An 18494-nucleotide genomic window follows, 5' to 3' on the forward strand; every position below is an offset into this window, starting at 1 on the left:
GCCGGGTCCATATCGTCCTTGACCACTGCCTGAATCTTAACGGTGTCCCCGATCGTATACTCACCTTCCTCAATCGAATAACTTATCAGATTAGGTGCCTCCGTATCCTCCATCGCACTTCCTGTCATCTGAAACGAACTCATCACCAACATCACAACGATGAGTTGAGCTATCCACTTCTTCATCAATTTCCCTCTTCCCTATCTATATATGTAGACTTTTGAATGTTAATCCTATAAATCCCATATAAAAATATAGCATGTTTCTTAAAAACGGAATGACCTGTTTTTAAAAACGAGTGTATGATTGCAACAAAAAAAGAGTGAAGCCCCATCGCTTCACTCTTGCCTCACTGATAGTTCGCCATCGCCGTCACCGGATACTTCCCTTCCTCCCACGTATGGTCCGCTCGCAATGTCGCATCGGACACTAAGAAATAGTCGTACCCGACTTTCCCCGGCTGGTTCGGAACCGGATCGTTCCACGTTGTGTCCAAATGATACCATTCCCCGTCAAGCTTGACGAGGCTCCACGCGTGAAGACCAGTTTCGACTTCTCCTGAAATATATCGCGTCTCGACTCCGGCCGCTTCTAATAGAAGCAACGTCGTCAGCGCGTACCCTTCACAGACACCTTCCCCGTTGAACAATATCGAGTACGGTGTGTATGGGCTCGTTGCGCTTTCCAAGTTATACGCCGTGTTCAACACGACGAAGTCGTTCACGTATTTCACTTTCTCAAAGTCGTTCAGACCGATCGGCATCTCTTGAACGATGCGCTCGACGCGGGCCGCGATCTGATGAGCCTCTTCTGTCGTCATGTCGTACGTCAACTTCATGTCGAGGTCGACATAGCCACCGTGATCCCGATATTGACTCTCTCCGCCGCGCGACAAGCGAAAGACGTAGATGTGGTTCGCCTCGAGCCAGTCCCACGCGGCATCCATCGTCTCCTCAAAGTCTTTCGTCTTCCCGATGTAACGGATACTGAACGTTTCATCGAATCGGCTCATGTGATAGGCGAGTGCCATCCCGAGTTCCTCAGGTGAAGCAATCTGGCTCGGCAATTCGAACGTTTCATCAAGTATCGTGGCCGACGAACTTACCACTTGTCGCGAACCCGGCCACTCGATGATCTTCGCCTCTTGGTACGTCGCATATCCGCCGACCGCACTCACACCCAACATGATCAACGCCAACACGTTGCGTCCTGTCATCGCAATCGAAGACCAGACCGCCGAGCGTCGACTTTTGATTAACCGATTCAACTCATCGCTCACAAGTTGCTCCAATTCGGCTCGTTTCATCTTCACGTTCGAGTGGACTTGAAACACGACTTTTCGATAGATTGGATCGAGCAAGTCAAACTGTCGGGCCGGGTTATGTTCCGCCCGTTTCAATTCGTCGTCGATCGTTCGCAGTTCTCGTCGCAACGCCTGCTGAACGAGTCTTGTCGCACGCCCAGTTCGGAACAATAGTACACCCACTCCTCCGCTCAATCCCATAATCAACATATACATAATGATTTCCACGATAGCCGCTCCTCGCATTCTTCTTTACCAGTTAGAATATTTTTCCTACCCAGCATCCTCTATAAGTATATAATAACTTTATAAACAATATATGGAAGGTGTTGCGTGATGAACATTAATACATATTTGAAAGAATACGCCCACACACTACTCGGCGACGGCACACATGCCGCCCCGAACATTCCCGACAAAAAATTGAACGGAGCCATTAAAAATTATGCGGAGGACGCGCTTCCTGAACACGTTGTCGTCTTATACGATTCAACGCTCTTTAAGAGCGGTAAAGAAGGCATGCTGTTTTTAGGTGACCGCTTCTATTTCAAACCGTTGCTCGAGAAGCCGATTTGCGTCTACTACAAGGATTTGCAACGCGTCGATTTGGACCGTGAAGTCACATATAAGAACGATAAGCGAAAAGAAAAACTTCATATCGTCATGCACACAGAGAAATACGATTACAGTCTGTCTGACAAGCTTGCGACGTATAACGTCGAAGGCGTCGTCGAGCTATTGAACGGGATTTCCGCTTTGAAAGACAAGGAAGACGAGCTCATCAACGTCTCACAGGTCACCCCGCTCGCCGACTTGCCCGAGGCGTATAAGCTCACCTACTTAAAAGTCTTGGCAAACTTCACGTTCGTCGATGATCAACAGATTGATGCCGAAGAGTATAGCGAACTGATGTCGCTCGTCACCCGTATCCATCTCAGTTCGGACTATCGCTTGCAACTTCGGGGCTATTTGAGCAATCCGAATGAACACGAACCGACAATCGCATTGATTGACGAGTTACGCGACTTGTCAACGACCATCGACTTCTCGATTGTCGAGAAATCGTTGTTCAAAGACTTACTCTATCTATTTAAACTGAAGCGCCCGCTCTCGGCTTGGTTCGAGAACAAGTTTCTTGAAGAGTTGAAAGAAGTACTCTCAATCTCGCGCGAAGAAATCGAACTCATCACTAGCGCCATCCAAAGCGACGAGGACATTTTGACGTTCCGTAAAAACGATTCAGAGATCGCCAAATCGATGAAAGACTTGGCGGCGAAAGCAGCTGCAGTCGGCGTCCCACTCACCGCTATCTATTTATCAGGTTCGGTCGTCGGATTGAGCGCGGCAGGTTTAACGTCTGGCCTGGCCTCGCTCGGCATGGGTGGGCTTCTCGGCTTCTCGAGCATGTTCACGGGCATCGGCGTGTTGGTCGTCATCGGGGTCGGTACGTATCAAGGGTTGAAAAAAATCACGGGAATGAAAGACATCGAGAACAATAAACAGCGGGAATACATGCTGCAGGCCATCATCCGCAACACGCAACAAACGCTTAACTGTCTGCTCGAGGACATCAATGAGATCTCGAATCGACTCGTCGCTGCCATCCAGCATGGTAACGCCAACTCAGAAAAGATCAATCAGCTGTCGAACATGCTCCAAATGCTCAATGAGAGTGCTCAGTTCAGTGCCGACAAACAAGTCCACTCGCAGAAAGAACAGATCATCACGCAGCTCCCTTCGAAACTGAGCACGGTCCGTTTAGACGAGTTGACGTCAAAACCGACGTATCAGAAAATTCGTGACTACGTATATGCATGTTATACGCCAGAACCAGTCCAGCTCGATGACTCGACGTTCAGTTCCGAGGAAGAGCTCGTCTTGAAAGAGACGCTCACGCTCGACGAGTTGGACCAGTTACACGAATCGCTCCAAGCAATCGGCTACTTTGACATGTCAGGCGGCGGTCTGGCCGAGGTGACAGGTGGGGCGAAGCGTCTTGTCAAAAACGTCTTCGGTGACAAATGAACCGGTCCGAACAAAATCTAACCGATAAGGCGAAGGCGTTGCTCGCCCAACAACACCAAGCCACGAAAGCCGAACAACGTCTAGGTGACGTTCAGACGCATTTGAGCCAACTTGAAGGGAAGCAAGACGCGCAGTCTGAAGTGCTCGACCAGTTGTTCGAAGACATGATGCGGCTTATGAATGGACAGGCATCCCAAGCCGGGGCAACTCAGTTAACGTCACTCGCCGTCCCAACGTTTGAGGACCTCGAGCCGATTCATGTTTCCGACGTCTCTTGGGATGTGTACTTGGCCAACCTTGATATATACGCGACGAGACATGAAGTGACCGGGCTTGACGACCCGTTCGCCCATCTATTGACAGCACGGCAGAGGCACGACTTGGCGACAACGTTTAAAGAAGACTTTTTGCTGAAGGAAGCGGAATGTGACCGCTACGATTATATGATCGCGTCCTTCAGTGGCCTTGTCGCCGGCCTCATCGACAGTTTCTTTGTCGGTTCCCCGACGGACAGCAAACTCCAGAGTTGGTCAGACGAGAAAGTCGACAACGTCGTCATCAAGTTCGCCAACCTCGTCTGGAAACAAGACAAAAAGAACGGGGCCCGTCTCCGCAAACAACCGGATTCGATTGCGAGTGCCATCGGTTTTTTAGAGCGCCGTTTTAAAGTGAACTATGACGCGCGGTACGCGCGGGATTTGAAGATGGGTGAAGCGACACTCAATATGCGTCCGTCGGACCACCATTTGAAATCACTCGCCCACGCACCGGACATCATCGGCTTGTTCTTTTCAATTTTGGATCAATTCACGGGCAAGGCGAGCTTCATCTCGGACGGTCGCCTGCTTCGACTCGAACCGAAAGAAGACGGCACGCAGCGATTACAAGGCGGAAACCTATTAGCTAAGCTGTTCGCCGGGTTCGCCAACTGGTTCGGCCACCTCTTGTCTGACGTATCAGGATCGAGTGGGGTGCGCGGTCACGACAACGGTCGTCGTGGCGCCGGCATCCCGCTCCCGTTCTTTGAGCTGTTCCAATTCGCCGACTTCGGCCAAGTTTCGCATAACGGGAAGACGCTCTCGTTTGCCGACTTCTCGACGAAAGTGTTCGAGAGCGGGTATGATGCCCGTCACGGCGTGGCGATGGCGGTGCCGGTCGTCTTCAACGAACTCGTCATCCGCCTGCTCTGGGGCTTGAAGAGCCTGTTTTACCATAAGAACAGCTGGCTTGAATCGATTCCTGCCGGCAACAAACCGACGCTTCGGAAGATGCTGTTCGTCGGCCACGGTGCCCTCTGCCTGACCGACGGGATGGATGCCTACATCCGAAGCGGCAATGTCCCAATTTTATTTGCGACGCGCTTAAACTACGTCGCCTGGAGCCGTTTCGCATACGCCTCGATGCAAGAACTGAAGCATGTGCTCGGGAAAGACGTGTACGATTGGAAAGCGGTCGACGCCCATCTCGACCAAGAATGGAAAAAACTTAGCGGTGCATACTGACAATGAAGGAGTCCAATATGACATACTCACTTGATACCATCTTACAGCTTGAGAACACGCCCGAATTCAACAAACTCGATCAACAGTTCAATGCGTTCAACCCGTTCAAAGTACTCCGTGTCGCCAAATACGAGATTCGTCATTCGAACGTGCTCGCATGGTTGTTCGATCCAAATGAGAACCATCGACTCGATAGCGTTTTCCTGCGCAAAGTACTTACGAATCTCATCACGAAAGCAGACAATGAAAACAAAATCGATACGTTCGATTATTTATCGTTTGCCCATGCCTCTTTATCAGACGTTATCGTTCATCGAGAGTGGTCAAAAAATGGGATCGGCGCGATTGATTTGCTCATTGAGATCCCAACGTTGAACTTGATCTTATTCATCGAAAACAAGGTTCATTCCACTGAATCTGCAGGTCAACTCGATCGTTACTTAACGAGTGTGAAGGAATACTATCCGGATCGGAACGTACTTCCGGTTTTCCTGACCTTATCCGGTGACGCACCCTCTCACGAGGCGTATTGGATGTTGACGTATGAGGATGTGCTCGCCATCATCACACATGAACTCGAATTGAACCGGGCAACGATCGCCGATAACATTCACGACTTCTTGTCGTACTATGTCGCGCTCCTCGAAGAGCGACTCGTCGATGATGAGGCAACGATGGAGACGGCACTGCAACTCTACCAAGACTACACATCGGCGATTCATTTACTGTATGCGAACGCCAATCCGGCGAAGCAAAAACAAATCGAGCTCCGCCAAGCGGTCAACATGCTCGCCACGTTCGATGAAGCAACGAAGCATCATCTAAGGCTCATCTATGATCGAAAGCGACAAACGATTGACTACATCTTCAAAACCGGTGGTAATATCATTCCCCAAGCGTTTCTCGAGTTCGTAAGAGAACAGAACATCACGACCTACTCTGCACATACACGCGTCCCGCACTTTGTGATGGATGACTGGTTGCCTTCGTTACAGCACATGCATCGTTTGAAACGCTATTGGCTCAACTACGGCCTCATCATCTGGTTCGAGCGCAAAGGCAGTAAACGTCTCAAGCTATACGTCGAGGTCGGTCCAATCGACTATTCGGAACGACTCCCGCTCCTCGAGGCACTCGAAGCAAAAGACATCGCGTTCTTGAAGTCAGGAAAGCAAGAAGGGAAAAAGTTCACCCGTATCTATACCGAAACGGTCGACGTATCGGATTGGACGAACACAACTGCAGTTAAAGACGCGATGACGACATTGATTGACGCCCCCCCGTTCCATTCTTTCAATCTGACGGTGACCGATGTGTTGCGTTCGTTATATGATCAATCATCAGTCGGACTTTAATTTAGAATGACTCATGAATTTTATTTCGAAAGGGAAAATGATATGCCACCATCTTCATTTAATTTGCGTCCCCATCTTACCGTCGCAAACCGGATTTTTACGGACCGCGAAGAACATGCGACTGCATTTCATGAGGCACTTGCTACATACGATGCATTACGAAGAGAGCCGATGATTCTGAACTATTTCGGGCTTGGAGGGATTGGAAAAACTGCATTATTGCGCAAACTGACGGAGGAATTGGTTCAGTCCAATTGTGACGTGATGTATACACATATCAATTTCGAGAACACCGATCACCATCGCCTTTCCAGCGCATTACTTCAGATGAAAAAGGATCTTCATCAACGTTATAAGATTCCGTTTCGGAGCTTTGAACTGGCGTACTCGGTGTTTTGGAAGAAGTTGAACCCTGGCTTTCTTCCAAATGCTAAAGAAAGTGCCATCCCATTTTTGGACGAGGGCAGCCTGCTGGAAAAATTCATCTCTGAACTGGAGGTCGTCCCTTACTTCTCAATCGTTCCACCACTCCTCAAAAAGATTGAGGATGCATTTACAAGTCACCCTGTGTGGTCCAAGGAATCGAAAGCAATTCTCACAACGCTAGAAGATAAGTCTATTATTGAAACAGAGGACCTATTACTCCATTACTTTAAAACGGATATTTTACGCCACATCCATACATCACAACTAAGTCATCCATTCGTGATATTCTTTGATTCATATGAGTTGTTCTACCAATCTTCACAAAGACATCGTGGACGATCGTCTACCGCACTCAATTGGGTTCAACATTTAATTAAAACACTCCCGAGCATCATTTGGGTCGTCGGAAGTCGCGATAAAATGAGCTGGGAAGATGGACCTTCGGTAAGTACACATCAGTTAAACGAATTGCCGGATGATGATTGCTTGATGTTTCTACAAGCTTGCGGGATAGACTGTGAAGACTCGTTGCATGATATCGCGAGAATGAGCTACGGAGTACCATACTATTTAGATTTAATGGTTGATATGTATCAAAAATCCAATCAAAGCAAGTTCGTGGTCGACCCTCGCTCGAACTCACCGCTCGAAATCTCTAAAAAGTTTCTTGATTGCTTAGACTTGAACGAACGTGAAACGCTTAAAGTATTAGCTGTCCCTAATTTTTGGTCACTCGATCTTTACATTAAATTAATGAAAGAATTTAACACGGGATTTCCAGTCACGGCATATGACCACTTAATCACCTCGTCATTCATCCTCGAAGAGGAGCATCAAGGTTGGCAAATCCATCCGCTCATGCGGAAATGCCTGATAGAAGAATTGAAACAATCAAGTAACGGCTATTTCACACGTCGCATCCACTCATTCATGTGGGCATACTACCTTGAACAACTTGAAGATACAGCTCATCCACATCTCATCAACGACTTGTTTAAAGAAGCTTCCTTCCATGGCGCTCATTCGGAAGAGCTCGATGCGTATGTTGCTTGGATGATGGAGTACGTGAATCGTTATAAGTCGACCCGAGATGTAATAAGTATCGGTCAGGCGATTACGGACGCCATCCATAGTCTGTCCGACTCAAAGCAATTAGGGCCGCTTCATCGTCTAGAAGGAGATCTCTTGTTTTACCAAGGAGACTATCTAGCTGCCTTGGAGGTCTACGATGTTGCACTTCAACACCTTCTCGCGCTACCGTCAAACACATTATCGATTTTAGAGACCAAATCGAACATGGCTGAGATTTATATTCAAATGTCTCGTTACGATAAGGCCTCTCGTCTATTGGAAGAAATCATATCGTCCGATTCTGGCGATTATGTAGATATAGCCTATTTCAGTTCATTCTCGCTCTCGTACATTCGCCTCGGAAAGCTGAAGCTTCGTTACGATAAAGGCGACCAAGCCATCCGGCTCTATGAACTCGCGCTCGTCCACTGCGAGAAGGGGATCAGCTTACATCCAGGTTCGGCCACTCTCTACGCCAATATGGGATTGGCTTACGAAAAGTTGGGTGAGGCTTATGGCGCCGAGAAGTCACTTGTCCAATTCGAGGCCTACGTTCATTCCCTTCAAGCGTATGAACAGGCGATGCAACATGTAACGGATGAGAACGACTATTGGACGATAGTCAATTATGGGATGATGCATAAACGACTAGCTGAATATCACCAAGATCCCGAACTTAAAGATGCTCATTTCACAAGAGCCATTCAGATGTATAATCACGTGCTGAAAAAATCAAGTACGTTTGTAGAATGCTTAGAGAAAAAAGGACATGCCCTCGTCGATTACATGATTCACAAGATTGACGATGCTGATTTCGAGAAGGCTGAAATACTATTCCGCCAAGCTGTGAATGTGTTTGAAACGATTGAGCAACTGTCACCTTATCGCGCCAGCTCAAGAAATAGACACGCTTCGCTGTATACTCATTTTAGTAAAGGATTGATGAAGCAGCATAACTTTGAATCTGCATTGTCTCACTTACAACAGTCACTTCATCTTTATGAAAAAATGGTGGAGTATACTCCGGACTATATTTATTTGAACAATAGTCTCCAAAGAACCCATCAAATGTTAGGAGATGTGTATGATTGCTTAGGGGACGCCCTTCAATCGACGTCACATTACCAAATGTCCACCACGTATGACCAAGTCAACATCTCATAAAAATTAGGTGCCTATATTAAAAATGAAATAACAAAACAGAGCAACTTAATGTTTGGTGATACCACCATCCGATAAGCTGCTCTGTTTTTATTTACTCCACCCCAAACCGATACACCGTCCTCGAGTAATACAACTCCCCTGGATTCAGTTCAATCGACGTCGCCACCTCTGGATGGTTCGGCGCGTCCGGGAACGCTTGGGCCTCTAAACAAATCGCGCTATGCTTTTGCCGTCCTTCGAGCGTCACCGGCGTCTCTTCACTTAAGAAGTTCGCCGTATAGACGACCATGACCGGCTGGTTCGTCTCGACGTCCATGACACGTCCAGATACCGGGTCGTGGAGTCGTGTCGTCCCTTCCTTCAAGAGAAACGGATGATCCAGTCCACCAGCCTTCACGATCGCCTCGTCCTCGGACGTAATCGCCGCGCCGATCTCTTTCCCAGCCCGGAAGTCGAACGGTGTCGCATTGACCTCGAGCAACTCGCCCGTCGGCAATGACTCCTCATCCAAACGGGCCACGTGATCGGCCGGCAGTGTCAGCACGTGATCGTGCACCGTCGGCCGGCCGCCGAGGTTGAAATAGTTGTGGTGGTTCAAGTTGACCCACGTCCGTTCGTCCGTATCGGCCGTCATCGTGACGACGAGCGCATCGTCGTCCGTCAGTTCATACATGACTTTGAAGCGGACATTTCCCGGGTAACCTTCCTCCCCGTCCGGACTGAGGTACGTGAAGACGATCGCTTGTCCGTCGACGTCCATGTCCCAATACCGGGCCGTGATGCCCTCCTCACCGCCGTGAATATGATGTGGGTCCTCGCTTGGGGTCAAGGCCACCCCATCAATCTCGGCGTTGCGGATCCGTCCGGCGATGCGCCCGACGACAGAACCCAGATAGACCGGGTTTTCTAAGTATTGTTTCGGGTCACCGTACTTCAAGATGACGGACTCATAGTTCCCGTCCCGGTCCGGCGCCGTCAACTCGGTCATGGCGCAGCCATAATCGATGGCCGACAGGCGCATGCCGTTCGCGTTTTCAATCGTTGCTTGTTTCACTCGCTCACCTACTTCGACTAGTTTATCTGTTCATTCCCGTAGAAGGCGTGCCGTACTCCACTTTATCGACGTGGCTCAACAAGGAACGCATGAACGCATTGAAACGGGCCTGTCCGTCAGTCGTCTGTTTGAACACACCGGCGTTCTCGAGACATTTGACGAACTTGTCGCCGACGGCTTGCTCGACGATGTGGCGCGCGTCGCCCGATTTTTCTTTGAGCGACTCGGCCCACGCCTTATGCATGTCGGCTACGATGACGTCTTCCCCGTCCACGTAGCGGACGACTTGTTCGAGCTCGGTCTTCAGCCGAGCCGGCAAGACGGCGAGCCCCATCACTTCGATCAAGCCGATGTTCTCACGTTTGATGTGATGGACGTCGGCGTGCGGGTGGAAAATGCCGTCCGGATGCGCTTCGCTCGTCCGGTTGTTGCGAAGGACGAGGTCGAGCTCGTACCGTCCGTCCCGACGCCGCGCGATCGGCGTCACCGTGTTGTGGCGCGTCTCACCCGAATACGGAACGATGTCGCCGTCGGCGTACTCGCGCCAATGACCGAGCAGTTGGTTCGCAAGCATGACGAGTTGCTCTTTTTGCCGTGAACGGAGCCGGACGACCGACAGCGGCCAGAACAGCGTCTCAATCTCGACTTGGTCGTAGCGGTCCGAACGATACGTCTCGACGACTTTGGCGTCGTCCATCGCAAACCGGTAGCGGCCGGCCTGGTAATGGTCGTGCGTCAAAATCGAGCCGCCGACGATCGGCAAGTCCGCGTTCGACCCGGCGAAGTAGTGCGGGAACTGGGTCGTGAAGTCGAGCAGGCGCTCGAACGCCGCGCGGTCGATGACCATGTCGCGCACCTCGTTCGACAGCAGGATCGAGTGCTCGTTGTAGTACAAGTACGGCGAGTATTGGAACGACCACGCCTCCCCGCCGAGCGTGAGCGGGATGATGCGATGGTTCGCCCGGGCCGGATGTTTCAAATGTCCGCCGTACCCTTCGTTTTCAATCGCAAGCAACCCTTTCGGATAGTTCGTCTCCGGCGCCGGTTGCAGGCGGGCCCGGGCGATCTCGCGCGGGTCCTTCTCCGGCTTCGATAGGTTGATCGTGATGTCGAGCGTGCCGTAGCGCGTCGGCGTCTTGTAGCTGATGTTGTTGGCGATCCGCTTCGTTTGGATGTAGTTTGACGCCTGACTCATTCTATAGAAGAAATCCGTCGCCGCCGTCACGTCCGTCGCCCGGAGCGCCTCGAACGTGCTCGTCACTTCAGACGGCTTCGAGACGAACACGTCCATGACCTCGGCCATGAACCGATCTTTCTCCTCGAGCAAGTCTTCAATCAGCCCCGACTTCACCGCCTCGCCCGCGAGCGTCTCGAGTAAATCTGGGATCGTGTCTTGCGGCACGAACGTCGGCGCCTCGAAGTCGAGCTTATTGAGTTTCGCGAGGACACGGTTTCGTGAATAGATGCGGTCCTGCTCGGTGATGAGGCCGGCGTCAATCGCCGCGTTCACGAGCGCTTCAATCGTTGCGTCAATCATCGTCTCACCCCTTCCTTATAGCCATTCGGACGCGCCGCGTGCCAGTTCCAGGCGTCCGTTAAAATCGTCTCAATCGTCGAACGTTCCGGCTTCCAGCCGAGGACACGTTTCGCCTTGTCCGGTGACGCGATCAGCATCGCCGGGTCTCCGGCGCGACGTTCGCCCGTCTTGACCGGGATGGCGTGACCGGTCGTCCGGCGGGCCGCCTCGATGATCTCGAGCACCGAGAAACCGGTCTCCGTTCCGAGATTGAACACATCGCTCGCACCGTCCGCTTCCAAATAGTCGAGGGCGAGCACGTGTGCGTCGACGAGGTCGGTGACGTGAATGTAGTCGCGGATGCACGTGCCGTCCGGCGTCGCATAATCATCACCGAAGACGGTGATCGCCTCGCGCTGACCGTTCGCGACTTGGAGCACGAGCGGGATGAGGTGCGTCTCCGGCGTATGGTCCTCACCAATCTCACCGGACGGATGGGCACCGGCGACGTTGAAGTAGCGCAGTGCGACGAAACGGATGCCGAAGGCGCGGTCGCACCATTTCATCATCGTCTCCATCGCGAGCTTCGTCGCCCCGTACGTGTTCGTCGGGTTCGTCTCGGCCGTCTCACGGATCGGCATCTCATCCTGGTCGCCGTACGTCGCGGCCGTCGAGGAGAAAACGATGCGCCCGACGCCGTGCTTCCGCATCGTCTCGAGCAACACTTGCGTGCCGAAGACGTTGTTGTCGTAATACTTTAGCGGTTCGTCCATCGACTCGCCGACGAGTGAGTTGGCCGCGAAATGGAGCACGTCCGTGATTGATTCACGGCGGAACGTCTCGTCCATGAACGCCCGGTCGCGGATATCCCCTTCATAGAAGGTCACCTCATCCGGCACCGACTCGATATGGCCGGTCTGTAAGTTGTCGATGATGACGACGTCACGTCCGCGCGCGAGCAAGGCGCGGACCGCATGGGAGCCGATATAACCGGCCCCGCCGACGACGAGTACACTCATTTCACTTCCTCCTCTACCAGTTCATGGGCGCCGTCCCCGACGGACGCGATATAACAAGTCGGCGCGTAGCCAATCTCCGCTTCATACACGGTCGATACGGCCTGAATGACCGCCTCGGTCGCCGCCTTCTCGACGATGGCGATGGCGCAACCACCAAATCCAGCCCCCGTCATGCGGGCACCGATGACACCGTCACACTGTTGTGTCGCCGCGACGAGCGTGTCGAGCTCGATCCCGGTCACTTCATAGTCGTCTCGTAGCGACGTGTGCGACGCGTTCATGAGTTCACCGAACGCCTCGAGCCGTCCTTCTTCGAGCGCGGTGAAGGCGAGCTTCGTCCGCTCGTTCTCGGTGATGGCGTGACGTGCCCGTTTTCGGAGCGGGTCCGGAAGTAATCTGCTGACCGTCTCGAACTCGGCGGTCGACAGTTGGCCAAGTGCGTCAATCGCGAAATGGGATTTCAACAGTTCAAGCGAGCGGTCGCACTCGGCGCGGCGCTCGTTATATTTCGAGTCGGCGAGTTCGCGGCGCTTGTTCGTGTTCATGATGACGATGTCATAGCCGTCGAGTTTGATTGGTGCGTAGTCATGATGAAGCGTGTCGCAGTCGAGCAGGATGGCGTGGTCCGCCTTCCCCATGCCGATCGCAAACTGATCCATGATGCCGGAGTTGACGCCGATGAAGTCGTTCTCGACGCGTTGGCCGAGGCGGACGAGGTCGAGTTTGTCTAGGCCGAGCCGATATACGTCATTGATCATGAACGCCGTGACAAGTTCGAGCGAGGCCGACGAGGACAGGCCCGCCCCGTTCGGGATGTTGCCGGCGAGGAGGAAATCGAACCCGCCGACTTCGTGCCCGTCCCGCTTCAAAAGCGCGACGACCCCTTTCACGTAGTTGGCCCAGTCGTGTGCCGCCGTGTAGGCGTCATCTGTGAGCGGGAACGTGACGACCCCGACGTCCTCGAAATTGAGCGAGTAGACGCGGATTAAGTCGTCCTCCCGCCTCCGCACGAGTCCGTATGTGCCGAACGTGATCGCGCACGGGAAGACGTGTCCTCCGTTATAATCCGTGTGTTCGCCGATCAAGTTGATGCGGCCCGGTGCGAAGAACGTGCGCTCATGCGCCGCTCCGAACACAGTCTCGAACTGGTCATACAGGCGTTCTAAATCAAATGAAAGCATACGGCTCCATCCCTTCCATCGCTCACGCCGGGCGAATCACCAGGCAGTAAGCGTCATAGTCTATGTGTTGTGTGAGTGTGATCCCTTGTTGCATCAAGTAACGGCCGCTTAACGCTTTGCCGTCATACGAGTACGTCTTCTCCGGGTCGAGCCCGGCGAGTTTGACGCGGAGTTTGTTTCGCCCGTAGTGCCGCCGGTCGGCGTTGACGAGGGCGACGTAGTCTTCCCCGTCCGTGTAGCCCATCGCGTGGAAACCGTCCGTCTTGAGCGAGGCGAGACGGTAGCTCGTCCCGTGTTGCACGAGCGGGCGGATCGACTTGTACGTCTCGATCCATCGCTTCGACTCGGCCAAGTCCTCATCGCTCCATTCGAGCAAGTTGCCACCGATGCCGAGCGTGCCTTGCATCGCGCTGACGAACCGGTAGGCGAGCGGCAAGGCGCGGGCGTTCAGCCAGTTCGGCGCGTCCGTCACCCAACAGCTCATCATCTTGGCGTTGTAGGCGTAAGAGAATCCTTCTTGAATCGCGAGCCGGTCGAGCGCGTCGGTGTTGTCGCTCGTCCATACTTGTTCGACGCGTGTGAGCACGCCGAGGTCAATCCGTCCCCCGCCGCCGGCACATGACTCGAAGGCGACGCCCGGATGTCTTTCCCGGAGCGTATCGAGAATGCGATAGACGGCCTCGGTGTGGCGGAGCCACAGTTCTTTCGCGTCACGTAACCGCGGGCTGTCGGGCTCCGAGAAAGCGCGGTTCATGTCCCATTTGATGTAACGGATCGCGTGTTTCGAAAGCAAATCGTCCAACAGACCGGTCACGTGCGCCTCGACCTCCGGGAGCGCCAAGTTCAACACGAACTGGTTACGCGACGTCGTCGACGGCCGTCCGTCCGTGTGGTAAATCCAGTCCGGGTGGGCCCGATACAAGTCGCTGTCCGGGTTGACCATCTCCGGTTCGACCCAGAGGCCGAACTGGAGGCCTTTCTCCTCGACGTAACGGATGAGCGGGTCGAGCCCGTTCGGGAACTTCTTCGTGTTGACGTGCCAATCGCCGAGCCCGGCCGCGTCCGAGTGACGCTCGCCGAACCAGCCGTCGTCGACGACGAACAGTTCGCAGCCGATCTTCGCCGCCTCATCGACGAGCCGCTTCTGCCCGTCCTCGCTGACGTCGAAATATGTCGCCTCCCACGAGTTATAGAGGACCGGGCGGAGCGTCTCGCGCGTCGCCTCTGGCATGATGACGTCGCGCTCGAAGTCGTGCGCGTTCCGGCTCATGGCGCCGAAGCCTTGTTGTGTGTACCCGATATAGCCAGACGGCGTCGTGAACGCCTCGCCTGCCTGGAGCGTCTTCGCGAAGTCGAACGGATTGAGCCCGCCCGTCACTTGCGTGAAGCCGAACTGGTCGCGTTCGAAATGGATGGCCCAGTTGCCGGAATGGCCGAGGAAGCCGTAGATGACTTCTCCGTGCGTTTCCGTCGCCGCGTCGTCCAAGGCGAACCACGGGTTGCTTTGATGGCTCGTTAGACCGCGGCGGCTCTCAATCGTCTTCTTGCCCGGAAGCAGCTCGCCTTGTTGGAGCTGGAACTCGCCCGTCCACAGCCCACTGAAGTGGCTGAGGCGGAGCGTGCGGTCGATGAGGCCGAGGCTGAACGATTGGACGCTCTCGAGCGTCGTCTCTGCTTCCGCCTTGACCGTCATGTTGCGCTCGATGATGTCGTACGCCGTATACACCGTGAAGTGGAGCGTCACCGTCAGCCGTTGAATCGAATCGACCAAGTCGAGCTCGAGCGTGTCGCCGTCGATGCGGGCGTCTTGAAGCGTGAAGGCGTGCAGGCGTTCACCCGAAGTCTCGCTCTTTAGCGTCGGCTCGGTGTAGACGAGGTCGCCGAACGAGGCGAACTCGTACGCGGTGACGCCTTCTGGTGTCTCGAACGACGAGTGCAGGACGCGCGCGTCCGGCAATTCGGCGTAGTCGGATTCATGCAGCCGGCCACCAAGATATTGATGGACGAGCCGGCCGCGTGCGTCGACGTCGAACACGTAGGCAAGGCCCTTCCCTTCGATCACGAAGCGGTCGTCGAAGTGGTAGATCATACGCCCACCTCCTGCTTCAAGATGACGACGTCGAGCGGTTCGAGCTCGAGCTTCCCTGAGACGGCGTCCCCGTCGAGCGTCTTCCAGTTCCCGGTCACATCGACCGATGACGTCAATTCCGTCGAATGGTTTAGATAGAAGCGGATGACGTAGCCGTCGCCGTGGCGGTCGACTTTCTCGACGTCGTCCGGGAGGCGCTTCGCGTCGATACCGGCGCGCGTGAGCGCCTCGTTGTAAATCGTGTCGAGCATCGCATCGTCGACCGACGAGCCGATGTACGTCACGTCGCCTTTGTCCGAGTGGCGCGTGACGGCGGCCGTCCCTTGATAGAATGCCTGCCCGTACGTCGCGAGCACCTCGGCGCCAACGGGCGTGATCAAGTCGCACCAGATGTTCGCCGTCGACACTTGATCGCCGAGCTTCACCTCGTTCGACTGGACGGCTTGGAGGCTCTCGTACTCGTCGACCTCGATACCGGCGTATTTGGCGAACTTGCCTGGAAGCGTCAAGTTGTGGCACCGGTTGAGCGGGTCTTTGACGCCGGTCCGGTACGTGAAGATGACGTTGCCGCCACTCTCTAAGTAGTTGATTAGCGTCGCGTCGAACGTCTCATTTCCGAGGAAATAGAGCGGGACGACGACGAGTTTGTAGTTGTCGAGCGCGTCACCCGGGAAGACGATGTCCGTGTTGACGCCTTGGCGGACGGCCGCTCCGTAGAAACGGACGAACTCTTGTTTGAAGTTGAACGCGTCCGAGTGCGGCTGGTGCGTCCACGCCCACAGGTTCTCTTGGTCGTAGTAGACGGCGACGTCGGCCTTATATTCGGCGGCGTTGATCATGTCGCCGTGCGCGTGCAATTCCGACATGACGTGCTGCACTTCCTTGAACTTCCGTTTCGGCTTGCCGTCATGGTCGATGATGCCGTGGCAGAACTCCTCGGTCCCGAAGTCGGCGGCCCGGAAGCGGAAATAGACGATCGCCTCGGCGCCGCGGGCGACGGCCTGATGCGTCCAGAGCCGAATATGGCCCGGGCGCGGCAAGTAGCCGATGCGGCTCCAGCCTTGGGCGCCGCTTAGCTGTTCCATCACCCAGAAGCCTTTCCCTTGTTTCGACGAGCGGCACAAGTCGTGGTCGTGCGCCGTCTTCTCGAACCGGTTCGGCTCCGGCAGTCCGCCCCAGACCGGATAGTTGTCGAACGAGACGTAGTCGAGGTCTTGGGCCATCTGTTGCTGGTTGATCGCCATGTCGCTATAGACGAGGTTGTGCGTGATGAACGCGTCGTCATGGATGAGCGGGCGGAGCGTGTCGACTTGGAGCTTGTTGAACGAGCGGTACGCGTCCGAGCAGAAGCGGTCGAAGTCGACGAGGAGCGACGGGTTGTGTTCTTGGAACACGGTGCGAGGGACCGGAATCTGTGTCCATGCCGTGTACGTATGGCTCCAGAAGACGGTCCCCCAGGCGGCGTTCAACGCGTCGAGCGTCTCGTAGCGCTCCTGTAGCCACGTCTGGAACGCGACTTGGTCGACATCGCCGTACGAGCGGTCCGATTTCTCATGGCCGTACTCGTTGTCCGTCTGCCAGCCGATGACGCGCGGGTGTTTGCCGTAGCGCTCGGCCATCTTTTGCGTGATGCGTTCGCAATACTCGCGGTACACCGGGCTGTTCACCGTATAGTGGCGACGGGCGCCGAAGCTGATGCGGACCCCGTCCGCCGTCACCGGCAAGATGTCCGGGTGCGCCTCGATCATCCATGCGGGCGGTGTCGCCGTCGGCGTGCCGAGGATGATGTCGAACTGTTCGCCGAACGTTTCGACGACCTCGTCCCAAAACGAGAAGTCGAACTCGCCGTCGGCCGGCTCCATCATCGTCCATGCGAACTCGGCCATGCGGATGACGTTGACGCCAAGCTCTTTCATCAAGCGGACGTCCTCACCCCAAAGGGCGCGGTCCGTCTGTTCTGGATAGTAGTCTACTCCTAAATACATTGCATTCACCTCAATCGATTATTTGACCGCCCCTGACGTCATGCCTTTCTGTAAGAAGCGTTGGAAGAAGATATAGAACACCATCGTCGGCAAGCTGATCAAGACGAGCGAGGCGTATAGTTTCCCTGGGTCGCCACCGAGCGCTTCCGTGAAGAACGTCGGCGCCATCGTCACCGTCTGTTTCGCCGGGTCCGTCATGAACGTGAGCACCATCAAGTACTCGTTCCATGAGTTGAGGAAGGCGTAAATCGTCGCCGTGGCGAGCGCGGGCTTGGCGAGCGGCATCATGATCTTATAGAAGATCTGTAATGTCGTCGCCCCGTCGATATGGGCCGCTTCCATCAATTCGTTCGGTAACTCGTCGAAGTAGCTCTTGATGAGCATTAAACCGAACGGGAGGAAGAACGCGACCTCGGCGCCGATCAGTCCCCAGTAGCTGTTCAGTCCGTCGAGCGTCCGCAGCGTGAAGAAGAGCGGGACGATGAGCGACGCGACCGGGAGCATGAGGCCGGCGAGGACGAGGTTGAAGAGCAGCCGTTTCCCGGCGAACTCGAGCTTCGAGAAGCCGAACGCCGCGAAGGCGAGGAACGTGATCGAGATCGTGATCATGAAGAACGCGACGAAGAAACTGTTGAAGACGAACTGTGGGAAGTTCGGGTTCTGTAGCGTCGCGATATAGTTGCTGAACCCGTTCACCCGGAGGCTCTCCTTGAACATGACGAAGATCGGGAACAGCCAGATGACGGCCATGAGCGAGAGGCCGATATTCGTCAGCCATCTGCCTTTTTTCGTTTGAATTTCCAT

13 protein-coding genes are annotated in these 18494 nt (G+C 54.3%); 4 read left to right on the top strand and 9 right to left on the bottom strand.

Features of this window, described 5'->3' with window-relative positions; translation table 11 throughout:
- Positions 1-185, bottom strand: a 185-nt coding sequence (locus L971_RS06545) for a hypothetical protein (RefSeq protein ID WP_047375029.1), incomplete at its 3' end; no start/stop codon positions are given.
- Between the two features lie 164 nt (positions 186-349).
- Positions 350-1531: a transglutaminase domain-containing protein gene (locus L971_RS14820; RefSeq protein WP_197053167.1), complete on the bottom strand. Its 1182-nt coding sequence runs from the start codon at positions 1529-1531 to the stop codon at positions 350-352.
- A gap of 108 nt (positions 1532-1639) precedes the next feature.
- Between L971_RS14820 and L971_RS06555 the strand changes: the two genes are divergently transcribed.
- From L971_RS06555 to L971_RS06570, 4 genes are read left to right on the top strand one after another with little or no spacing between them, the layout of a single operon-like run.
- Complete coding sequence (locus tag L971_RS06555; RefSeq protein WP_047375030.1) at positions 1640-3328, top strand: hypothetical protein; 1689 nt, start codon at positions 1640-1642, stop codon at positions 3326-3328.
- The gene (locus tag L971_RS06560; RefSeq protein ID WP_047375033.1) at positions 3325-4830 is read left to right on the top strand and encodes a hypothetical protein; all 1506 of its coding nucleotides are present in this window, start codon (positions 3325-3327) and stop codon (positions 4828-4830) included. Before L971_RS06555 ends, L971_RS06560 begins: the two co-directional genes overlap by 4 nt.
- A gap of 17 nt (positions 4831-4847) precedes the next feature.
- Entirely contained in the window at positions 4848-6185 is a 1338-nt protein-coding gene (locus tag L971_RS06565) for a PD-(D/E)XK nuclease family protein (protein ID WP_052200313.1), read from the top strand.
- Positions 6186-6227: 42 nt separating this feature from the next.
- A complete protein-coding gene (locus L971_RS06570; RefSeq protein ID WP_156111504.1) occupies positions 6228-8846 on the top strand; it encodes a hypothetical protein in 2619 nt (872 codons plus the stop codon).
- 91 nt (positions 8847-8937) lie between these two features.
- On the opposite strand, the gene L971_RS06575 is transcribed toward L971_RS06570, so the two are convergent.
- The 7 genes from L971_RS06575 to L971_RS06605 are packed head-to-tail and all read right to left on the bottom strand — an operon-like array spanning position 8938 to position 18494.
- Complete coding sequence (locus L971_RS06575; RefSeq protein WP_047375037.1) at positions 8938-9900, bottom strand: aldose epimerase family protein; 963 nt, start codon at positions 9898-9900, stop codon at positions 8938-8940.
- Between the two features lie 22 nt (positions 9901-9922).
- A complete protein-coding gene (locus tag L971_RS06580; RefSeq protein WP_052200315.1) occupies positions 9923-11437 on the bottom strand; it encodes a UDP-glucose--hexose-1-phosphate uridylyltransferase in 1515 nt (504 codons plus the stop codon).
- A complete protein-coding gene (gene galE, locus L971_RS06585) occupies positions 11434-12435 on the bottom strand; it encodes a UDP-glucose 4-epimerase GalE (protein WP_024370742.1) in 1002 nt (333 codons plus the stop codon). Before galE ends, L971_RS06580 begins: the two co-directional genes overlap by 4 nt.
- On the bottom strand, positions 12432-13616 hold the full coding sequence (locus L971_RS06590) for a galactokinase (protein ID WP_047375039.1): 1185 nt from the start codon (positions 13614-13616) through the stop codon (positions 12432-12434). The genes galE and L971_RS06590 overlap by 4 nt, the downstream gene beginning before the upstream one ends.
- Positions 13617-13638: 22 nt before the next feature.
- Entirely contained in the window at positions 13639-15705 is a 2067-nt protein-coding gene (locus tag L971_RS06595; protein WP_047375041.1) for an alpha-galactosidase, read from the bottom strand.
- Positions 15702-17690, bottom strand: coding sequence for a beta-galactosidase (locus L971_RS06600; protein ID WP_047375043.1), 1989 nt, complete (start codon positions 17688-17690; stop codon positions 15702-15704). The genes L971_RS06595 and L971_RS06600 overlap by 4 nt, the downstream gene beginning before the upstream one ends.
- A gap of 18 nt (positions 17691-17708) precedes the next feature.
- A complete protein-coding gene (locus L971_RS06605) occupies positions 17709-18494 on the bottom strand; it encodes a carbohydrate ABC transporter permease (RefSeq protein ID WP_047375044.1) in 786 nt (261 codons plus the stop codon).

Origin of the sequence: Exiguobacterium sp. ZOR0005 (assembly GCF_000798975.1) — a bacterium.
Taxonomy (GTDB): domain Bacteria; phylum Bacillota; class Bacilli; order Exiguobacteriales; family Exiguobacteriaceae; genus Exiguobacterium; species Exiguobacterium aurantiacum.

Coding starts and splice junctions, on each gene's coding strand:
- L971_RS06565 (WP_052200313.1), top strand. CDS start 4,848: ATGACATACTCACTTGATACCATCTTACAGCTTGAGAACACGCCCGAA.
- L971_RS06600 (WP_047375043.1), bottom strand. CDS start 17,690: ATGTATTTAGGAGTAGACTACTATCCAGAACAGACGGACCGCGCCCTT.
- galE (WP_024370742.1), bottom strand. CDS start 12,435: ATGAGTGTACTCGTCGTCGGCGGGGCCGGTTATATCGGCTCCCATGCG.
- L971_RS06560 (WP_047375033.1), top strand. CDS start 3,325: ATGAACCGGTCCGAACAAAATCTAACCGATAAGGCGAAGGCGTTGCTC.
- L971_RS06580 (WP_052200315.1), bottom strand. CDS start 11,437: ATGATTGACGCAACGATTGAAGCGCTCGTGAACGCGGCGATTGACGCC.
- L971_RS06570 (WP_156111504.1), top strand. CDS start 6,228: ATGCCACCATCTTCATTTAATTTGCGTCCCCATCTTACCGTCGCAAAC.
- L971_RS06555 (WP_047375030.1), top strand. CDS start 1,640: ATGAACATTAATACATATTTGAAAGAATACGCCCACACACTACTCGGC.
- L971_RS06595 (WP_047375041.1), bottom strand. CDS start 15,705: ATGATCTACCACTTCGACGACCGCTTCGTGATCGAAGGGAAGGGCCTT.
- L971_RS06590 (WP_047375039.1), bottom strand. CDS start 13,616: ATGCTTTCATTTGATTTAGAACGCCTGTATGACCAGTTCGAGACTGTG.
- L971_RS06605 (WP_047375044.1), bottom strand. CDS start 18,494: ATGGAAATTCAAACGAAAAAAGGCAGATGGCTGACGAATATCGGCCTC.